General features: G+C 44.4%; 20 protein-coding genes. 2 read left to right on the top strand and 18 right to left on the bottom strand.

Annotation, left to right across the window (positions count from 1 at the left end; all coding sequences use genetic code 11):
- Positions 1-94: 94 nt before the first annotated feature.
- From ASD24_RS29305 to ASD24_RS29235, 14 genes are all read right to left on the bottom strand, one after another.
- Positions 95-1,123 (bottom strand): EAL domain-containing protein, encoded by a 1,029-nt coding sequence (locus tag ASD24_RS29305; protein ID WP_056703887.1) that lies wholly within the window; start codon positions 1,121-1,123, stop codon positions 95-97.
- A 179-nt stretch (positions 1,124-1,302) separates the two neighbouring features.
- A complete protein-coding gene (locus ASD24_RS29300; RefSeq protein WP_056703884.1) occupies positions 1,303-3,561 on the bottom strand; it encodes a bifunctional 2',3'-cyclic-nucleotide 2'-phosphodiesterase/3'-nucleotidase in 2,259 nt (752 codons plus the stop codon).
- A 474-nt stretch (positions 3,562-4,035) separates the two neighbouring features.
- On the bottom strand, positions 4,036-4,452 hold the full coding sequence (locus ASD24_RS29295; RefSeq protein WP_056703881.1) for a pyridoxamine 5'-phosphate oxidase family protein: 417 nt from the start codon (positions 4,450-4,452) through the stop codon (positions 4,036-4,038).
- A gap of 458 nt (positions 4,453-4,910) precedes the next feature.
- A complete protein-coding gene (locus ASD24_RS29290) occupies positions 4,911-5,372 on the bottom strand; it encodes an NUDIX domain-containing protein (RefSeq protein ID WP_056703875.1) in 462 nt (153 codons plus the stop codon).
- A gap of 15 nt (positions 5,373-5,387) precedes the next feature.
- On the bottom strand, positions 5,388-6,155 hold the full coding sequence (locus ASD24_RS29285) for a LamB/YcsF family protein (RefSeq protein ID WP_056703873.1): 768 nt from the start codon (positions 6,153-6,155) through the stop codon (positions 5,388-5,390).
- Entirely contained in the window at positions 6,152-7,183 is a 1,032-nt protein-coding gene (locus ASD24_RS29280; protein ID WP_056703871.1) for a biotin-dependent carboxyltransferase family protein, read from the bottom strand. The genes ASD24_RS29285 and ASD24_RS29280 overlap by 4 nt, the downstream gene beginning before the upstream one ends.
- The gene (pxpB, locus tag ASD24_RS29275) at positions 7,180-7,974 is read right to left on the bottom strand and encodes a 5-oxoprolinase subunit PxpB (protein ID WP_056704173.1); all 795 of its coding nucleotides are present in this window, start codon (positions 7,972-7,974) and stop codon (positions 7,180-7,182) included. Before pxpB ends, ASD24_RS29280 begins: the two co-directional genes overlap by 4 nt.
- A gap of 97 nt (positions 7,975-8,071) precedes the next feature.
- Entirely contained in the window at positions 8,072-8,908 is an 837-nt protein-coding gene (locus ASD24_RS29270) for a DUF2785 domain-containing protein (protein ID WP_056703869.1), read from the bottom strand.
- On the bottom strand, positions 8,909-9,502 hold the full coding sequence (locus tag ASD24_RS29265) for a histidine phosphatase family protein (protein ID WP_056703866.1): 594 nt from the start codon (positions 9,500-9,502) through the stop codon (positions 8,909-8,911).
- The gene (locus ASD24_RS29260) at positions 9,499-10,080 is read right to left on the bottom strand and encodes a DUF1572 family protein (protein WP_056703864.1); all 582 of its coding nucleotides are present in this window, start codon (positions 10,078-10,080) and stop codon (positions 9,499-9,501) included. The genes ASD24_RS29265 and ASD24_RS29260 overlap by 4 nt, the downstream gene beginning before the upstream one ends.
- 111 nt (positions 10,081-10,191) lie before the next feature.
- On the bottom strand, positions 10,192-10,521 hold the full coding sequence (locus ASD24_RS29255; RefSeq protein WP_056703862.1) for a DUF952 domain-containing protein: 330 nt from the start codon (positions 10,519-10,521) through the stop codon (positions 10,192-10,194).
- Positions 10,522-10,603: 82 nt separating this feature from the next.
- The gene (locus tag ASD24_RS29250) at positions 10,604-11,164 is read right to left on the bottom strand and encodes a GNAT family N-acetyltransferase (protein WP_162248984.1); all 561 of its coding nucleotides are present in this window, start codon (positions 11,162-11,164) and stop codon (positions 10,604-10,606) included.
- Between the two features lie 57 nt (positions 11,165-11,221).
- Complete coding sequence (locus ASD24_RS29245; RefSeq protein WP_056703856.1) at positions 11,222-11,611, bottom strand: ribosomal maturation YjgA family protein; 390 nt, start codon at positions 11,609-11,611, stop codon at positions 11,222-11,224.
- 336 nt (positions 11,612-11,947) lie between these two features.
- Positions 11,948-13,054 (bottom strand): Ig-like domain-containing protein, encoded by a 1,107-nt coding sequence (locus ASD24_RS29235; protein ID WP_056703850.1) that lies wholly within the window; start codon positions 13,052-13,054, stop codon positions 11,948-11,950.
- Between the two features lie 255 nt (positions 13,055-13,309).
- Here ASD24_RS29235 and ASD24_RS29230 point away from each other — a divergent pair, with 255 nt between their 5' ends.
- Positions 13,310-13,942: a hypothetical protein gene (locus ASD24_RS29230; protein WP_056704170.1), complete on the top strand. Its 633-nt coding sequence runs from the start codon at positions 13,310-13,312 to the stop codon at positions 13,940-13,942.
- 161 nt (positions 13,943-14,103) lie between these two features.
- Positions 14,104-14,949: an AraC family transcriptional regulator gene (locus tag ASD24_RS29225; protein WP_056703847.1), complete on the top strand. Its 846-nt coding sequence runs from the start codon at positions 14,104-14,106 to the stop codon at positions 14,947-14,949.
- Between the two features lie 24 nt (positions 14,950-14,973).
- Here the strand turns inward: ASD24_RS29225 and ASD24_RS29220 are convergent, their stop codons facing one another.
- The 4 genes from ASD24_RS29220 to serS form a co-directional block, all read right to left on the bottom strand.
- Positions 14,974-15,447 carry an HIT family protein gene (locus ASD24_RS29220; protein ID WP_056703844.1) on the bottom strand — a complete coding sequence of 158 codons (474 nt, stop codon included), beginning with the start codon at positions 15,445-15,447 and terminating at the stop codon, positions 14,974-14,976.
- 49 nt (positions 15,448-15,496) lie between these two features.
- Positions 15,497-16,348 carry an aldo/keto reductase gene (locus ASD24_RS29215; RefSeq protein ID WP_056703841.1) on the bottom strand — a complete coding sequence of 284 codons (852 nt, stop codon included), beginning with the start codon at positions 16,346-16,348 and terminating at the stop codon, positions 15,497-15,499.
- 52 nt (positions 16,349-16,400) lie between these two features.
- Positions 16,401-16,913, bottom strand: coding sequence for a nucleoside deaminase (locus ASD24_RS29210; RefSeq protein WP_056703839.1), 513 nt, complete (start codon positions 16,911-16,913; stop codon positions 16,401-16,403).
- 238 nt (positions 16,914-17,151) lie between these two features.
- Positions 17,152-18,450, bottom strand: a complete 1,299-nt coding sequence (gene serS / locus ASD24_RS29205; protein ID WP_056703836.1) for a serine--tRNA ligase — start codon at positions 18,448-18,450, stop codon at positions 17,152-17,154.
- Positions 18,451-18,556: the final 106 nt, after the last annotated feature.

Genomic DNA, 18,556 nt, shown 5'->3' with positions numbered 1-18,556 from the left:
GATATATAAATGGACGTTACATGCCAAACAAGCCAGCTTCTAGACGAAGTGACTTGTTCGAGGTGTAAGGCCATATTGAGTATTGATCATATTTTCAATTCGAATAGGTTGGAGGCTGTGCCGAAGGTTTCCCAAAATAATATCCCTGTGCCAGCTCTATACCGGCAGAACGACAAAAATCAAACTCTTCGATACGTTCAACGCCTTCAGCAAGCACTTGGCCGCCAAATCGACGAGACATTTCGACAATATGTATGATCTTCTGCTGTTTCACAGGATCATCGTCACAATGATCAATGAGACTCCGATCAATTTTGACAAAATCCGGTTCCAATCGATTCATCAGCTCGATCGTCGAAAACCCGGCTCCCACATCATCCAGCGCTACAGACATCCCATGATTCCGATATACCTGAAAAATATGTTGTAAGGCATCCATATGCTTAATCGGCTCGGTTTCGACAACTTCAAAGACAAAGTCCTTAGGGTCAAGTCCTAATCGTTCAATCACTTCAAATGTATGTGTCAAGCAGTATTCGGGGTTGTATATAGAGGAAGGCAAGAAGTTAACAAAGCGCTTAATTCCTTGTGGCAAAAAAACGGAACTCGTCTCGATGGCGGAGATCCGTGCTGTCCGGTCTAGAAAGGAGTGCAAGCCCGTATCCCGAGCAATCTCAAACAATTCATAGGCATTAAATGATCTTCCATTCTCAGCAGGACGAAGGAGGAATTCATATCCAATAATTTGCTGTGAAGCATCCACAATGGGCTGCATGTGGCTACTGAATTTTTTCTCTAAAATAACGGAAACCATATCTGCATGCTTGAACCGATTCTCCAGCAGCCCCAGACTAATCCAGTCTTCCAGGTCTGCCTGCTCTTGCATCGCTCTTACTTGAAACGAAATAGCCTCCAATACGGATGAATCCAGCCTCCCGATCTTCTCCAGATCACTCTGCAGCATATCAAGATTGTCAAAATGCACCCAGATATAGTGGTCTGAATGCTCGATACTCATCCCCTGCGTTTGCAGCGCTTCCAGCAACATGGGGGAAAACGGACGCAGATACAGAGTACCTTGATCCTCAATCGGATAAATTGGACTGCAGCCACTGCAATTCATGTAGGACCCCCTTGCCATTCATTAATGTTATTAGTATATACCCAAAGTTTGTAAATATTATAGCACGGGTGTTGAAATTAATCTCTACTGTTTTGGTGACTTCCTCTATGACGGGAATTGAACTTACGAGCAATCAGAAAGACCGACAGTCTCAAGACTGTCGGTCGTAATGCTGCATATTAGGAAGCAGGAATTATGATTTTCTGTCCAACTTTCAAATTGTGCACATCTTTAATTGCATTTGCCGTTACGAGTTTGCGCCAGTCCACACCATATTTCAAACCGATGCGGTACAGGTTATCTCCTTTTTTCACCACATATACAACGTTGTCCTTAGCAGGTTTTTCAGGTTGTGGCTTAGGTGTTGGAGCCGGAGTAGGCGTTGGCGTTGGTGATGGCGTTATAGCAGGTTCAACTCCTGTTCCAGGAGTCGTTGCAGCGTCACCCGTCAATTTCAAACCATACTCAGCAAAACCATCTTCGTTCGTGCCGATGAAAGACATCGCTGGATTAGCTTCAACCAGAGCTTTTGCATCTGGAGAAGAAGCAAATACCACTTCAAGGTCATTCAATGCTGCTGCAGTCACACCTGCTGATGGTTTGATTGGAGCCAAAGACCAGTTCCCATCAGCTGTTGGGTTGATCGTTTTGTTCTCACGGATATAATCAATAATCACTTGACGGTTCTCATCCGGTGCAGCCAGAACGATGCGTTTACCATCTGGATTTGCTAGTTTAGATGAAGAAGCACGATAGTTATTGGTAGCTACAATGAATTTTTGCGCTGGATCAACCGGTTTCCCTTCAAAACTCAGGTCTTTAATCCGGCTTGCAGATTCATTAATAACTGTTGCTTTGGCATCGTATTTCGCCGGTTGTGTCACATCGATCTGATACGTCACCCCATCAATAACGTCAAAGTTATACGTTGGGAAGTCCATATTGATCAATTGCTGTTGTCCACCTTTGGCAGGGTCGATCTGATTGAATTGTCCCGCAGACCATTCGAGCCATTCTTTAAGTTCAGCGCCGTTGATCTCAACGGCATGTACCGTATTTGGATACACGTACAGATCCGCTACGTTCTTGATAGCAATTGTTCCTGCAGGAATGTTCGTGTAGTACGAAGCACCTGAACGGCCGCCTGCTTTGAATGGTGCTCCAGCTGACAACACAGGAATATCAGCGTATTCCGTTCCTTTCATTTGCTTCTCCACATACCATTTCTGTGCATTGGTTACGATCTGAATGGATGGATCATCCTGAACCAGTGCGAAGTAGCTGTTAATTGGTGCAGTTGTCTCACCAACCGGACCACGAACATATTCAAGCGTACCTTCGTGAGCTTCTTTCACTGCATCAATGATTTCCTTATCAGCTTCTACCAAAGACTTTTTGTTCGCTGCATCGTAGATTGGACGTGCTTCTACTGTGGAGTCAACCACTTTCCATTTGCCATCTACTTGCTCAAGGTTCAAATCAATGATTCCGAGATGATCTCCCCAGAATCCTGGTTCAACAGATGGTACACCATTAATCGTACCTTTTTCTGAGTCTACACCTTTTTTACCAGCAAACTCAGCACCCGGGAAAACTTTATGAGCATGTCCAAACAGGATTGCATCAATACCCTCAATCTCGCTCAGATACAACACTGAATTTTCCATACCTTCCGTTTGCGGAGCATCTTCATATCCAGTATGTGCTAGCGCAACGATTACATCGGCGCCTTCAGCCTTCATTTGAGGAATGAATTTTTTGGCGGTCTCAACGACATCTTTAGCAATGACTTCACCTTCAAGATGAGCGCTGTCCCATTGCATAATCTGTGGTGTCACGAATCCGATAACGCCCACTTTGATTGTTTGTTCCTTACCGTTTTCATCCGTTACTTTTTTATCCATAATTTGATAAGGGGTGAAGTAGTTTTTATCATTCGTCTCATCATCATCCCCATCATCAACATAAACGTTTGCATTTACTATTGGAAAGTTAGCACCTTCCAGTGTGTTATCCAAGAAATCTAAACCGTAGTTAAATTCATGATTCCCTAAGGTTCCTGCATCATAATCAAGCAGATTCATGGCTTTGAAAGCAGGGTGAGTTTCACCCTTTTTCAGCGGATCAATCTTGGCAACATAATCCCCCAGTGGGTTCCCTTGAATCAAGTCACCATTGTCAAACAACAGGCTATTCTTCACTTCTTCACGTGCATTTTTGATCAGGGTTGCTGTCTTAGCCAGTCCATACTGATCGGTTTCCTTGTCAGAATAATAGTCGTAGTTGTGCAGATTGACGTGAATATCTGTCGTTTCCATAATCCGCAATTTAACTTTGGCAGCGTCTGCAGCCGATACAGGTACTGGAAATACCGCAAGCACGTTAAATGCAATCAAAGCGGCAGTCAGGCTTGATAATACTTTCTTACTCTTTTTCAAAATAACCCCTCCCGGTTATGTACATTAATCATGCATTAGTACGCAAACGAACAAGCGCAGACCAAGATAGATTCCATGGGTTGTGCGTGCTGAGCTTCTGATGAACCCATCAAAACCTCAGGTTAGTTTATCTCACATGAACATCTATTCATATCTGTGCGTGTCGTTTACATTCCAAATAATACCGCAATGTGAAGTCATTGAAAAGCTTTATTTTTTTACGTTATCCGCACATACCTGCATCACTTTACATAATCATGCGTAATTTCGACAAATTTCTCGCGTTTTTATGTAAAAACAGTTTACTTACCGTGCCAAATACGTATATTACACCTATCTTACATGTATATCCATTTTAGAACGATTATGTCTAACCTCAAAAAACCGCGAAGCCACATGGCCTCACGGTTAAAACCTCTTCCGAAACAGTGCATTGAAGCATCGTTCGCAAAAGGTGATTCATAAGTACGAATCTTATTGTTCCCACACTTGATGTTCATGATCTTTCCCTGTATATTCAATCCGCGTTGGCGTAATGTCCAGAATGACATAATTCGGATCCTGAGGACCGTCAAACCATGCCTTCAATTCATCATTCCACACCTGCTCACGCAAAGCTTCATTCTTCGTGATTTCACACGTTCCTTCAACCTCTACGACTTCTTTGGAGCCACCCGACTCATAACCAAGTAGAAGGCTTACATTCGGATTGTTCTCCAGTTCTTCTACCTTATGTGTACGACGATTCGTTGCGAGATGAATGTTCATTCCATCGTTAAACAGAGCCATGTAACGAGATTTAGGTTTGCCATTTTCCACCGTTGAGAAGCTGCAAAACGGATTGTTTTCTAATGCCTTTACAATGTTCTCTTCCAATTCAGTCCGGTTCATGGGAGTTGCTCCTTTCGGGTTTGGGGAGTTGTACAACCTCTTGTGGCCGTTACGGTTACGGATCGTTCTTCCGATCGCTGTTGCTTCTGAATTTTTCATTTAAAGTTTTTATCGGTATAAAATTCAGAAACAAAGGCGAGCGCTTCGCTTCTTCAGAATCGATTCCGTTCCCTTCACTACTTTCAGAGTTCTTCAACTGGGGGATTGAATATAAAGTGCAAGTGAAACAATGCGTCATCACTAAGAAAAGACATATCAGAACCCAAGCACTTTAGTAATTCTTCCTCAATTGAAGTACCGCTTATAACGATATAGTTGTATATAAGCCTGTACTTATAGTGTACCCACCTCATCATTGGTGAATCCATGAACCGGATTGCAAACGTGACAATACTGGAAATTTTATTTATAAAAATGTTTACATATCAATACGGGCGCATCTATTCGATTAGCTACTGTTAATTCAGATCGCCAAGATAGATCTTGGAGGAATCCTGTGCGAGCAGCATCTCTCCGATTTTTTTTGGATATAAACGAACCTTAGACAAGTCTTCAAACGCGATCCACTCCACACCCACCTGATGGTTGTCCGGATTAGAACCTTCATAGTTCGTAGCTGTCGGATCGTTTAAACTGCATGCAAAATAAAATTCGACCTGATGGTAATCCGCATCCCACTCGGCGAACTCGTGATTTTTACCGATATACTCCCGAATGTGCATCAGATCACCCACCGTAACTGCCTGTCCAATCTCTTCGAGACATTCCCGCAGTACGGTGTCCTTCAACTCCTCATATTTGTCTTGTCCCCCACCAGGGAAAATATAAGCTGTACCATACTGATCCTCCACACGAATCACGAGCAATCGTCCATCCTGTACAATCACAGCTTTCGCTGAATTACGTATCGGTTTAGTCATGTTTATCTCTCCTACTCATCCATTTGTTCCTATTGCAGACAGGGTAATCCCCTCGGTCTCAAGCATAGCACGAATCTGGCGTGCAAACGTAAGGGCATGTGCCCCGTCACCATGTATACATATCGTCTCCGCTTTAATAGGTACGCTCGTTCCTGCAGTAGTATCAACAAGCCCTTCCTTCACCATACGGAGTACCTGAGCAAGCGATTGTTCTGTATGCTGAATTAGCGCTCCAACCTGACTGCGCGGGGTTAACATACCATCTGCTCCATAGGTTCGGTCTGCAAATACCTCGCTCACACTCCGCAAACCCATGTGATCCGCTGCATCGATCATGGCGCTGCCTGCCAAACCGTATAGATACAGTTCAGGCTGAACCTGATAGATAGCCTCAGCAATCGCCTCTGCCAAGTTAGCATCTACGGCTGCCATATTGTACAGAGCTCCATGCGGCTTCACATGATGCATCTTCCCCCCTTGGGCACGGACAAATGCATCCAAAGCACCCATTTGATAAACCACCATATCATAGGCTTCTCGTGGCGTGATCTCCATGCGTCTTCTGCCAAACCCTTGCAGATCAGGTAGACCCGGATGGGCACCAATAGCGACATGATGTTCCATGGCAAGCTCTACAGTACGTCTCATCGTTCCCGGATCGCCGGCATGAAATCCACAGGCAATATTGGCAGAAGTGATCAAAGGCAGTATCCCTTCGTCCGATTCCATTTGATAGATTCCGTAACTTTCACCTAGATCACAGTTCATATCTACATGTTTCACCGAAGTTCCTCCATTCCCGCTGTCATCCTGCTGCGAATGAAATTCTCAGCCAATCGTAGATGCTTCTCCTGTTCAAGCCATAACATCTCTGCTTCCCTAGATGTAATCTGTCTAAAAGTAACCCTTGTTCCAGGTCTAGCCTGCGCCAAAATAGGTAGATCAACCTTGGCAACCTGACCAAGTACAGGATAGCCGCCTATCGTCTGATGATCTGCCATCAAAATGATCGGCTGACCGTCCGCAGGAATCTGTACTGTTCCATAGGTGACCGCTTCAGATAATCGATTCTGGCCTTGCTTCTGTTCTAGGACAGCACCTTGCATACGATAGCCCATTCGATCCGATTGAGGGGATACAAGGTAAGGCTCTTCGTAAAATTTTCGTAAGCTTTCTTCCGTAAATCCACGATCCTCTATGCCTGGCACAATACGGATAACAGGCTCCGCGTGGTAGCCAGGCCATTCATTGCTGGAGAAATACCATGCAGGTGCTTTCACATGATAAACATCAGACTTCCGTTTCGCACCCCAGAAATCCAAGATCATACTCGCTTCTGTAGAAGGCTTCCCGACACTCAGCTTGTCACCATCGCGCAATGCGCGTCCATCGATACCACCGATTCCGGTCTTCAGATCTGTACTCCGACTTCCCATGATCACAGGTACATCGATGCCACCCGCAACCGCCATATATGTTCGCAGCCCTGAGCGACATCGTCCGAATCGTAAGACCGCTCCGGCAGGAATTACAATGGGTCGCCACATGGGAATATCTATATCATCTACCATTGCTGATAGATCAGCTCCGCATAGGGAGATCAACTGGTCTTCCTCGAATCGGAGCTCTGCCCCTGTCATCGTCATCTCAATTACGGCTGCATTCCGAGTATTGCCCACTAACATGTTAGACACCCTCGCAGCAAAGGTATCCATAGCTCCTCCGGGATGAATCCCGTATCGACGTTGTCCAAACCTACCTTCATCCTGAACGGTGGACAACAGACCTGAGCGGATCACTTCCATGCTCATGACTTAGCCCCCTGATGTTCGAAATACTCTTGAATGGATATAGGTGTGAAGCGAACCCGATCCCCCGCAGTTAATAAACTAGGTGGATTGTCATCCGGACGAAACAATGCGATTGGGGTTCGCCCAATACATTGCCAGCCCCCAGGAGTCGCGAGCGGATATATGCCCGTTTGCTCACCGCCGATTCCAACTGTGCCAGCTTCCACGCGAAGTCTTGGCGTTGCCCGTCTTGGTGTGGCAATACGTGCAGATAGTCCGCCCAGATAAGGAAACCCCGGGGCAAACCCAAGCATATGCACCAAATACTCACCCGCCGTATGAATAGCAATTACCTCATCTGGCGTTAATGCATGCACTGACGCTACATATTCAAGATCCGGCCCAAACTCTCCCCCATAACATACGGGTATCGTAACCGTTCTAGTTTGTTTGGGTGCTACCGATTGTAATCCTTGTAAAGAGGGGAGGAGGAGGTCACGCAGGTATATGTACGGGGAGGTAGCTGATGAATCCGCTCGTGATCGTGGGTATGATCCACCTATTTCTATTGTCGTAGATGTAGAATCTAGATTGCTAGACACATATTCCATTAGAAGATACGGATCATAGAATAACGTAACCGATGCAAATGACGGCACAGCCTCTATTAATCCTGGTATATGCATATGATCCAACATTGAGCAGACGGACATCACCCGTTGATGAACCTCATCAGAGATCATATCTCCGCAACGTATAACTATTGCTGACTCGCTGATCGGAGACAACATCTCTTCTGTCCATAAATACATCGGTGTATTCAAGCTCTCTCCTCCTCACCTCAGATTAGTCATCAACTTTCAGCTTGAATCCATATTGGATGCTGATCATGCCGGAAGGCATATCGCGTCAAAGGCGGGCTGTATCAATAACCTTTATAATTTCGATACGAACAAATGTAAACGGCTCTGCCTCTTCTGTCCGAATTATAAAATATAGAGTTTGCAGAAAGACTCGTACATTCATCGCCTGCTGGCTGGTCTCTTGCAGTGTCTGGGTTCCCCTAGAATTCGAACGTTGAAGAGAATCTATCCAACTTGTAATATCATCTAGCTCCAACATATTCCGGCGGAGAATCGTTACGACAGCCTGCGCAATCCGTTGATCCTCATCGTAGATGTACACTGTACTGGGTTCTGTTATTATCACAGCAAGTGCTGCCAATAGCTGCCTCAAGCCAGATCGATCGATATTAGACGATTGCGCGAGATCCTCGGCGGCATCTGCACCATGGGCTGGGGCATGCGCCCATCCCTTATCCTCAACGTACCCTCGAATATCCTTCTCTTCCTTAAAGTACGTAATCAATCGTTCCTGAACACGCTCCATATCTGTCTTGTTTAGAAAAGGGCTTTGCCGATCTACGCTAAGAATAGGGGGTATGAGCAACACCGAAAATGTTCTTGTAAACACACTGTCCGTTCCCTGCTCACCCAGACGATAGAAGAGATGTTCATCATCTATTGCTATATGCAATATTTCCCGTAGCTGAGCAGCAGAGAACACACCATGCGCAATCCATGTTGCAAACGTAACATAGATAAGTTCGTCCCGCAGAACTGGATCCGTGCTCCCAATATGTCGTAACATATGCATTGCCACTTCATACGGGTTCTCAACGTCAGACGGCAATGTATCATCTCTTCGAAAGAGCAGCAACTGTTCTTTAAGCGCTGAAGCTTCCATCTATCGCGTTCCTTCGGTAGTATTCAGATGCACGCTGCAGTTGTACAACTCACAACCCCAAGCCTCTGCCTTCTTTTCGATCCGGGTAACGGAAGTATTGGACAGCTTAACACTTACATCAAGTTCAGGCAGCAATCCCCTAAGCGTGTTACGGAGTATCGCTCCATGGCTAACGACAAGTACTCGATCATGTGGATGCTTACGGCAGATTTCTTCAATGACCTCCATGCCACGTGACGTTCCCGCATCAGCTGTTTCTCTTCCCAACTCTATGCTGCTCCAATCTTCGCCCCACCGTGACAACCGTTCCTCTTCTGTTGTTCCTTCGACCTGACCTCCGCCCATTTCACGTAGACGTGGATCGAGGTGAATCTCCTTGATCCCCAATCGATCACCGATGATTCGAGCGGTCTCGCTGGCGCGTTCCAGATCACTAGCGTAGATCGCATCCCACGAATCTGAGCTAAGTCTTGCGGCAAGCAATAGGGCTTGTTCTCTGCCTTCTTGATCCAGCGGGTTGTCCGTCTGTCCCTGTGATCGCTTCTCTTTATTCCAAGCTGTACTCCCATGACGAATTAGAGTTAATTGTGTCATTTGGGTTCCTCCCTTTCAAGTTCCTCGTCTGTAAAATGCTTTGTCATCTTAGGCTTGGCGAATTTCTCGCCATTATAGAGGGTAGACCCATTTCGCGGAATGGATAAGCTATCCCATGACGTCTCTTTGAGCATTTTGGCGACATAAACGATCTGTCCAACATGATACGGATAATGTGCTAGCTGGCGGGTGATTGCCTCCATAACGGTATGACCCTCATTACGAATGTATATGATATTGGATAATTGATCTGGGGTGAACGAACGAATCGCGCTCAACAGACAATGCCAACCTTCCTCCCATATATCCAGCACTTCCTCCCGAGTAGACAGATCGTTGATAAATTCAGCATCACGTTCCCGCCACGTCTTCTCTCCATCTGTCGTCAACACATCTGTCCAACGGGATAACATACTGCCCCATAGGTGCTTCACAATCACAGCAATGCTGTTCGTATCTTCATTCCAGGATTGAAATAATTGCTCAGGCTCCAGTTGTGCTATGGCTTTATCCCCGAGCTGTTTATAATATAAAAATTGTTTCTCGGCAGTCTCCAGAAAGCTTGGATTGAGATTCATAACATCACACCTTTCCTGATATGAGAATATTAATTTCAATTTCCACATAGCGATCAGATGATTAAGCTCATCCTGTTAAGGTTTATATGATTAGAATCAGCACTTATCTTACTATTCCGGAAAAGAAAATGATCCATCTTCATTTGGGCTAAAATCGAGAACCTTGTGCACGGCATCCAGATTAAGCTGACCATAAATATGTGGGAAAAGTTCGTCTAAGTTGTACAAATCCTCATATACCATTTCTGCTTGTAATACTTTCTCGTCTATACCAAGCAGGAGCAGATCGGTACGTCCTTCATAATATTGCCCAGCTACCCACGGAATCTGCTCTTTCGTAGAACAATGAATGAATCCATCTGTCTTCAAGCTGTCAGGAGCATAGAAGCTCTCCCCCGATAGTTGCTCCCAAGTGGAGCGGGATATGATACTGTAGATCATCGCTATACCTCCTGTATTCATATGTAACGTTCAATGCAAAACCAATGTTATAACATTACAACTTAAATCCGTCATTCATGTATTATAGATCATCCCGAATTCGGGAGTATATTTTCTGATCCGTGAAGACACCTTTGATTTTCAATTGCTTACGCAGTATACCTTCATATGACATACCTATCTTCTCCATCACCCGCGCAGATCCAATATTACCTGCATTGCATTTACCACCTAGACGATTGCAGTCAAGCTCTTCAAAACAATAATTTACAATCGGCTGCATCGCTTCAGATGCAACACCTTGATTCCAATATAAACTAGATATAGCATATCCTAGCTCAGCACTCTGCATAGACTCATTCAGATCAAAGATCCCGCCTCTTCCAATCAATCGACCTGTCTCTTTCCAGATAAAAGCCCATATATAAACTGTTCTACGCTCATAGTTGTCCAAGACACGTTGAATATATTGAACTGAGTCCTCCATCGTCTCATGGCAATTCCACAAGCTCTGTTCACTCACACGTGGATCGGAAGCAAATTGGAAATACTCTTCAATATCACTCATGGTGAGACGTCTTAGTAACAATCGCTCTGTCTCAAATTCCGGCGATTCACTAAACAACTTGTCCACATTCATCATCAGCATCTCCTTATCCGTACCTTTATCGGTACCTATATCTAAAACCCGCTCACCATCTCACATGCGATTGATATTGCTCGGGAAATAACGATCCAACATATACACACACAGAATACCAGAAGCATAACGAATGAGATCAACCACAAGGAAACCACGTCCCAAAATAAGTGCACCTAACAACGTTGAACGAAGTTCATTCAGCCATGGTGTCTGAATCAATTGTGAGAATTCGATCATCCAACAGAACAGCAAACTAATCATCGCTGCCCAAGCTGTACTACGCCTATGCCATACCATGCGTACACCAAAATAAATCATTCCTGCCCACAGTGCGTCTCCTGCATGTTCACTCACCCACTTGGGTAACTGATCTCCATAATGACGTGAAGCAAGACCTAGCCCCATCGTGATGATCGTTGCTATGAAATAAACAAGTTTGCGTCTCATTGGACCTGCTTACTCTTCAATCGATACCCTTCAAGATACTTGGTATAGGCACGATGTTTCATCCCTTCAATCTTGTCACTCATCTGAAATGTCAGTGCAGAGAGAAACAACAAAAGGAGATATCGAAGATAAGCCACATCATTCCAATTCCAATCTGAGCTTATAATGGAACCTTTCAAACGATCACATCCGATCTTTGCGATTCTGATAAAGGTTACAAGAAAGGAGCGTATGATCTACGCTCCCTGCTTCTTGGCTATTGTATAAATATTACATATATATTGCGAGTTGTCACCTGATACGTATCATGTTACAGACCGTGTTCTAGTCCTGAGATTATTTTACCGTTACAGGTATGCTAACCTTTTTGTTTCCCCATTTCGCTACAATGGAGGTCTTGCCCTTGGATACCGCTTGAATCTTCCCATTTGTTACCGTCGCGACACCCGGCTTCGTGCTGGTCCATACCGCACTGTTGGTTACGACAGTCATTTTGCCTGTATCGTACTGAGCCATCAAGCTGATTGTTGTGCTTCCTTGTGGAGATAACACTAGTTTTTTCTGCCCTGTAATCAGCTTTTTGAGCAAAGGTACAACAGTAACCTCTACGGTTATTGTCTGATCTTGATACGTCCCTTTCAAGGTTGCTTGTCCTTCAGTCAACGTCTTAACGGTACCATTTTTGACTGTAGCTACACCATTATTAGAAGAGGTCCAGATCACCTGTTTCGAAAGATTGATCGTTTTGCCATTCGCATATGTACCAATTACTTTCAATGCCTTCGACTTCTTGATGTTGAGTTGTAATGCCTTCGGTGTTACATCGATCTTCGTAATCACGTCCGTGATGGCAACCGGTACTTTCACCGTTGTTGAACCGTACTTTCCTTGTAATAATACGCGACCAGGTGTAATACCTCTGATCTTCCCTTCTTCCAACACAGCCGACGAGCTAGAAACTGTCCATACAATCTCCGAAGTGACGTCTTCTGACTTGCCATTCGCACGGGTAATCGTTACTTTCGGCAGTGTACCTTCACTACCTTTGACAAAACTATAGGAGTTAGGCGAAGCTTTGATGCTCTTAATCTTATCCTGAACCTGAACAACAAGCTCGGCCTTCGCTCCATCAAGCTGGGCAAAGATCGTTGCTTGGCCTGCTGACACAGCCTTAACTTTCCCTTTTGCAATAGTTGCAACGGCTGCATTACTGCTTGACCACGTAACTCCCTCTGTCACGTCCTGTTTATTATCAAAACCTTCAATAACGGCCATGACCTGAAGCGTAGCCGTCTCAGATACACTCATTTTCCGTGGGCTCTCATTCGTGATCTCAATCGAAGTGACATCTCCTGTAGCGGCAAAGACTAGTGTTGGTGCTAGCACCCCGAATACAAGAATTAGAGCAAGTGCTCCGCGAAGTGCCTGTTTCATACTAATCATGAACTTTTCATCCTCCTACTATCCAATATTTTACTTCTATTATAGTATATCGGAATCTATATGCACAAAAGTGAATTGTAATATACACTATGCGCAGCATCTATACTAAAAATCGACATTTTATCTACTGTGAGCGTTCATTATAATAAAATAAGAACTATACGAATTCGAACCAGCACTATTCAATTCGGCGAATACTTCTTTTATCAAAGCTGTGACGGTCATGTTAGTTTTTGAGAGGAGTTGAACAGGATGATGGAGAACAAAAAGAATATTTTAATCAAGAGATCAGATTGTATCCTTTATTATGCGGATTTGGATTCAACCAACGAACACGGGGCAGGTTGGATTGGCGGGAATGCGCCCGTTTTTTTTGACGATCAATCCGACTTCATCCACGAACTCGACCAAAAGTATGTTTTTTATCTAAGTCTCAACCATCCCTTTAAACCAGGTAGCATGATTTCCATTTTTATCCCAGAAGACAGTGATGAACATTTGGAGAACAACATTTATCCAAACTGCTTGGTTAAGGTGATTGAGCATCCCATTTCAGCGGAAAGCACGAATACTACCTTTGCTAATTCGAATCTTATCAAACACATCATCTCAGATGGACAACTAACTAACGACGAAAAATCAATGGATCGATCCTTTTTAATCAAAGTGGGAGGCACCCCGAGACTGATTCAAAATGAGGACTATTATTTTGCCAAACTTAGGGAAGAGTTATTTTCATTCTTTTTCCAAGTAGATGAAGACGGTTATCCTGACACATTGATTCAAGAGGATGGCAGTTACCCATTTTATTTTGGTTCACTATATATTTTCGCCAAAGCAGGAACGGAGATTGAACATCCCATTGCAGGTTTTTGGCAGTTTTCTTAAGCATAATGAGCAGGGTAACAACCTCTCCGATTTTCATTAAACTTTTCTTTTTGAAGAAACCATACATACAAATATACAAACAAACGGACAGATGAAAGCATAAAAAGACAGGCTGCTGAAGCAACAATCCTGTATGATATGCATCAAGGAGTGATCACAACATGAAATGGATTCAGCCCTTACAAACAGCTATTCAATATATTGAAGATCATCTGCTTGAGGACATGGCCATTGAACAAATTGCGGCTGAAACCAACCTGTCTCTCTTTCATTTTCAACGTACATTTTCCTTATTAGCTGATGTTACGATTGCAGAGTATATTAGGCGGAGACGATTAACATTAGCAGCATATGAGCTTCTACAAAGCGATGGCAAAATCATTGATTTAGCGTTCAAGTACGGTTATGACACGCCGGAGTCATTTTCCAAAGCTTTTCGCAGACAACATGGCTTCCCTCCTAGTGAAGCCCGCCGAAATAAGATTTCAATAAAGGCGTATAACCGCTTAGTTATTCAGCTTAGCCTAAAAGGAGCAGAACCCATGAATTATAAGATGGTAGAACACAATGAATTTTCGGTGGTAGGAATCCAACAATCCTTTTCGTATATAAACGGAGAACACTTGTCTGGAATCTCTACGATGTGGCAAGATGCATATCACAGCGGAGCTGAGGATCACTTGTTTCAATTAAATAACGGATTGATCCAAGGTATTCTTGGTGTCTGTGTGGATCAGAACGAGATTCATGAGAAACAAATGGAATACTGGATTGCTACCTCATACGATGGAGAAGTACCTGAAGGATTATCGACGCTTCTAATTCCCGCTTCCAAATGGTGCGTATTTGAAGTGCAAGGACCGATGCCGGCAAGTATGCAGGCTCTGTGGAAACAGATCATCACAGAATGGTTCCCCTCCAACCCTTATGAACATGCTGGTATTCCCGAATTTGAGGTCTATCCCGGGCCTAATCAACCACCTCAAATCTGGATACCCATTAAATGATGTGTTGATATATTCTCCTAGATTTTACGAGTTTTCATTGATCCAAGAACGCAGCTTGTCAGCATAAAGAGCACGTTCTTCTGGATCAGAATTAGCACCTTGTGACAGATACAGTTGATCATCCACATATCTAGGGTAGACATGCAGATGATAATGCCATACGTCTTGATTGCCAGCAGGTTCATTATGTTGCCGCGTAGAAATCCCATCACATCCATATGTATTCTTCATAGCAAGTGCTGTAAGCTGAGCCGCCCGGTGGATTTCAGCAGCATAATCGGCAGGAAGGTCAAAGATATTCTCATAATGTTGATTAGGAATGATGAGCACATGCCCCTTATTGTTCGGCCACCATTTACGTGCGATAAATGCCGTTACCTTTTCGTTCTGATAGATAATATCCCTTTGTTTGGTTCCTTGATTAGACCCTTCGATACCCCATATACAACAAAATGGACATTCGTATCCTTCAGGTCTATGTGAGAATGATGCTGTCATCGATTCCGTTCAGCTCCTATCATATGTATTACAGGTAGTTAGCTATAGCCTAGTCCATCAGCGGAAAGCATCTCTCGATTTTTGCCAAGTCCGCCTCTTCTAACTCCCAATCTAGGGCTTTCAAATTATCATCTATATGCTGTATACTCGCCGCTTTGGGGATGGCAACTATACCTTCCTGCCTTATAATCCAGTTCATCGCAACCTGATATGCGGTTACGCCATAGTTATCTCCGATGGTATCTAGTATCTTTCTCTCTGCGGAACCCACTTGTGGAAATCCTTTATTACCAAATTTAGATGGAGCAAAACCAAAAGGTGAATATCCCATAATAGTTACACTGTTCTCTATAGAAAAAGGTAGTATTTCCTTCTCAATTCTTCGATCATGTAAATGATAAGCTAATTGATTACATACCAACGGTATTTCGCCTAAATGGTACTGTGCCTCTTTCATCAAATCGAGCATAAAATTACTTATACCTACATGTTTGACTATCCCCTGACTAACTAGTTCCGACATAGCCTCCATCGTTTCAGCAACTTCGTATTGCGGGCTTGGCCAATGCTGCAGATAAAGATCTATATAATCCGTTCTCAAACGATCTAAACTTTCCTCTGCCGCTCTAAGCACACCTTGGTAAGAACAATGCTTGGCTGATACTTTAGTGACTAGGAATACCTCACTTCTGACATCATGAATAGCACGACCAACCACTCTCTCGGCACCCCCACCTCCGTACTCTTCTGCAGTATCGATCAGTGTAAGTCCATTTTGGATACCATGGCGCAATGCCTCCACTTCATCTCTTTCTTTCCTCGGATCTTCACCAAACTTCCACGTCCCTTGGCCAATCACCGGAATGTCTATATCCGTATTCCCTAGCTTACGATATCGCATGAACAAAACCTCCTACTTCAAGGTATACTTACGCCTCGCAGTTCCTCAATAATCAATCCACATCATATATTAATTCGTTATTCCAGTGATTGTCGGTGTATCCACGGCTATTATTCCATGCTGCTAACAGTTTTCTTTGTCTCAACTCTAGATCTCTGTAATGAGCAGCAACAAACTCGATATTATGGAACATATCATTATAAATGGGTAATACATTATCTAATTCCTTGATTTTTTTGAATGCACCTATGTCCCTATCATTGGCAGCCCAAACCACTTTCTTAATCAAAGACAATACGATTGTACCTGTGCACATAGGACAAGGTTCACAAGTGGTATATAAAGTAAGCTCATTATTAGGAATAAATCGCTTACCCTCAAGATTAAGGATCTTCGCTCCAGCTTTCCTTATAGCGTCCATTTCGGCATGTGCTGTGGAGTCACCACTCGAAAAAACTCTGTTCCTACCGCGGCTCACAACCGTCCCATCTGCATCAACAATAACTGCACCTATAGGAAACGTACCTTCATCTTTAGCCTTCTCTGCTTCTTCAAAAGCTAACAAAAAGGTTGTCGTAGTGCTTGTCCATCCTATACACTCCCCAACTCAGTAATTTCGATTAATACTATATTCCAGAAATATACTGATGCTCCTTCATGGAAATCTCGTTATGTAAAAAAGAACCCCTATGAAGAGCAATATCATCAAGTTTATTACCTTAATGACATTGCGATATAGGAGTTCTTCGTAGTTCACGTTCAGTACCACTCTTTCATATGCATACCAACATTACATTTATCTCTTACTCTTCTTCCGCCAGATGTGGCAATGTAATAAACTCAGCTCCGCCCATGTATGGCTGGAGCGCAGCCGGAATTCGAATGCTTCCGTCTGCCTGCTGATGATTCTCCAGCAATGGAATGAGAATACGCGGCGAAGCTACGGCTGTATTGTTTAGGGTATGACAATATACCAGCTTCCCTTCTGCACCACGACAACGAATGTTCGAACGGCGTGCCTGGAAGTCATGCAGATTCGACGAGGAATGTGTCTCTCCGTATGCCTCCCGGCTAGGCATCCATGTCTCAATATCATACTGCTTATACGTTTTCTGCCCCATATCCCCAGTACATACCGCTACAACGCGATAAGGAAGCTCTAACAATTGCAGCAATTGCTCAGCATGTCCTGTAATCTCTTGTAACATCCGTTCCGACTCTGCCGCATCTGGAGCGCAGAGAATCACCTGCTCCACCTTGGCAAATTGGTGTACACGATACAGTCCGCGTACATCCCGTCCTCCCGATCCTACTTCACTGCGGAAGCACGTCGATACAGCAGCCAGCTTAATAGGTTGTTCCACATCCACGACTTCATCCGCATAATAGGATACGAGCGGCACCTCCGAAGTACCAACCAGCCACTTATTCTCACCGGCAAGCTCATATACTTGGTCTCGTCCTGTTGGGAAAAAGCCTGTGTTGAGCAGGGCATCCTCCCTTACCATGAGCGGAACCTCTAGCGGTGTGAATCCCTGCTTCAAGAGCAGATCGAGCGCAAGCTGCTGCACAGCTCGGTGGAGTAGTAGCCCTGCACCTTTCAGCACATAGCTGCGAGTCCCACCGATTTTCACCCCACGCGCAATGTCAATCAGGTCATGCATCTCACCCAATTCCACATGATCCTTCATTCTATACTCAAATGCGGGGATCTCGCCCACACGGCGTAGCTCTACATTGTCTGCATCCGAAGTACCTACAGGTGTATCTGGCGATACAACATTCGGCACGAGCCACTGCATACGCGTAAATTCCTCTTGGATCGCTTCAAGCTTAGCTTTGAGCTGTTCCAACTGCTCATTCCGTTGTTTCACCTCATTGCGCAGCCCCTCTGCCTGCTCACGCTGACCTGCTTGCATCATCCTGCCAATATCCGCCGACAACGCGTTACGCACCCTGCGGCCCTCTTCGGTTTCCTGTAATAACGCTCTGCGTTCCTCGTCTCGCTCTAACAGTTCTTGAATGTTAATATTGATTTTCTTTCCATCTGCCGCCGCTTGCACCTCATCTGCATGCGCTCTGATCCACTTCATTTCAAGCATGGTCACCGTCTCCTTTGGCTGTAAAAATACAAAGAGCGCCCTCATCCCTTGGGACGAGGAGCGCTCTGCTCGCGGTGCCACCCAACTTGCCGAAACAGTTCATTCA

Origin of the sequence: Paenibacillus sp. Root52 (genome assembly GCF_001426865.1) — a bacterium.
GTDB lineage: Bacteria > Bacillota > Bacilli > Paenibacillales > Paenibacillaceae > Paenibacillus.
This window is presented reverse-complemented; position numbering and strand designations above follow the sequence as displayed.

Excerpts from the sequence above, each read along its gene's own strand:
- serS (WP_056703836.1), bottom strand. The coding sequence starts at position 18,450 with ATGCTTGAAATGAAGTGGATCAGAGCGCATGCAGATGAGGTGCAAGCG.
- ASD24_RS29295 (WP_056703881.1), bottom strand. The coding sequence starts at position 4,452 with ATGAACCGGACTGAATTGGAAGAGAACATTGTAAAGGCATTAGAAAAC.
- ASD24_RS29225 (WP_056703847.1), top strand. The coding sequence starts at position 14,104 with ATGAAATGGATTCAGCCCTTACAAACAGCTATTCAATATATTGAAGAT.
- ASD24_RS29270 (WP_056703869.1), bottom strand. The coding sequence starts at position 8,908 with ATGGAAGCTTCAGCGCTTAAAGAACAGTTGCTGCTCTTTCGAAGAGAT.
- ASD24_RS29245 (WP_056703856.1), bottom strand. The coding sequence starts at position 11,611 with ATGAGACGCAAACTTGTTTATTTCATAGCAACGATCATCACGATGGGG.
- ASD24_RS29290 (WP_056703875.1), bottom strand. The coding sequence starts at position 5,372 with ATGACTAAACCGATACGTAATTCAGCGAAAGCTGTGATTGTACAGGAT.
- ASD24_RS29280 (WP_056703871.1), bottom strand. The coding sequence starts at position 7,183 with ATGAGCATGGAAGTGATCCGCTCAGGTCTGTTGTCCACCGTTCAGGAT.
- ASD24_RS29260 (WP_056703864.1), bottom strand. The coding sequence starts at position 10,080 with ATGAATCTCAATCCAAGCTTTCTGGAGACTGCCGAGAAACAATTTTTA.
- ASD24_RS29265 (WP_056703866.1), bottom strand. The coding sequence starts at position 9,502 with ATGACACAATTAACTCTAATTCGTCATGGGAGTACAGCTTGGAATAAA.
- pxpB (WP_056704173.1), bottom strand. The coding sequence starts at position 7,974 with ATGTATTTATGGACAGAAGAGATGTTGTCTCCGATCAGCGAGTCAGCA.
- ASD24_RS29305 (WP_056703887.1), bottom strand. The coding sequence starts at position 1,123 with ATGAATTGCAGTGGCTGCAGTCCAATTTATCCGATTGAGGATCAAGGT.
- ASD24_RS29250 (WP_162248984.1), bottom strand. The coding sequence starts at position 11,164 with ATGATGAATGTGGACAAGTTGTTTAGTGAATCGCCGGAATTTGAGACA.
- ASD24_RS29255 (WP_056703862.1), bottom strand. The coding sequence starts at position 10,521 with ATGATCTACAGTATCATATCCCGCTCCACTTGGGAGCAACTATCGGGG.
- ASD24_RS29220 (WP_056703844.1), bottom strand. The coding sequence starts at position 15,447 with ATGACAGCATCATTCTCACATAGACCTGAAGGATACGAATGTCCATTT.
- ASD24_RS29235 (WP_056703850.1), bottom strand. The coding sequence starts at position 13,054 with ATGATTAGTATGAAACAGGCACTTCGCGGAGCACTTGCTCTAATTCTT.
- ASD24_RS29215 (WP_056703841.1), bottom strand. The coding sequence starts at position 16,348 with ATGCGATATCGTAAGCTAGGGAATACGGATATAGACATTCCGGTGATT.
- ASD24_RS29230 (WP_056704170.1), top strand. The coding sequence starts at position 13,310 with ATGGAGAACAAAAAGAATATTTTAATCAAGAGATCAGATTGTATCCTT.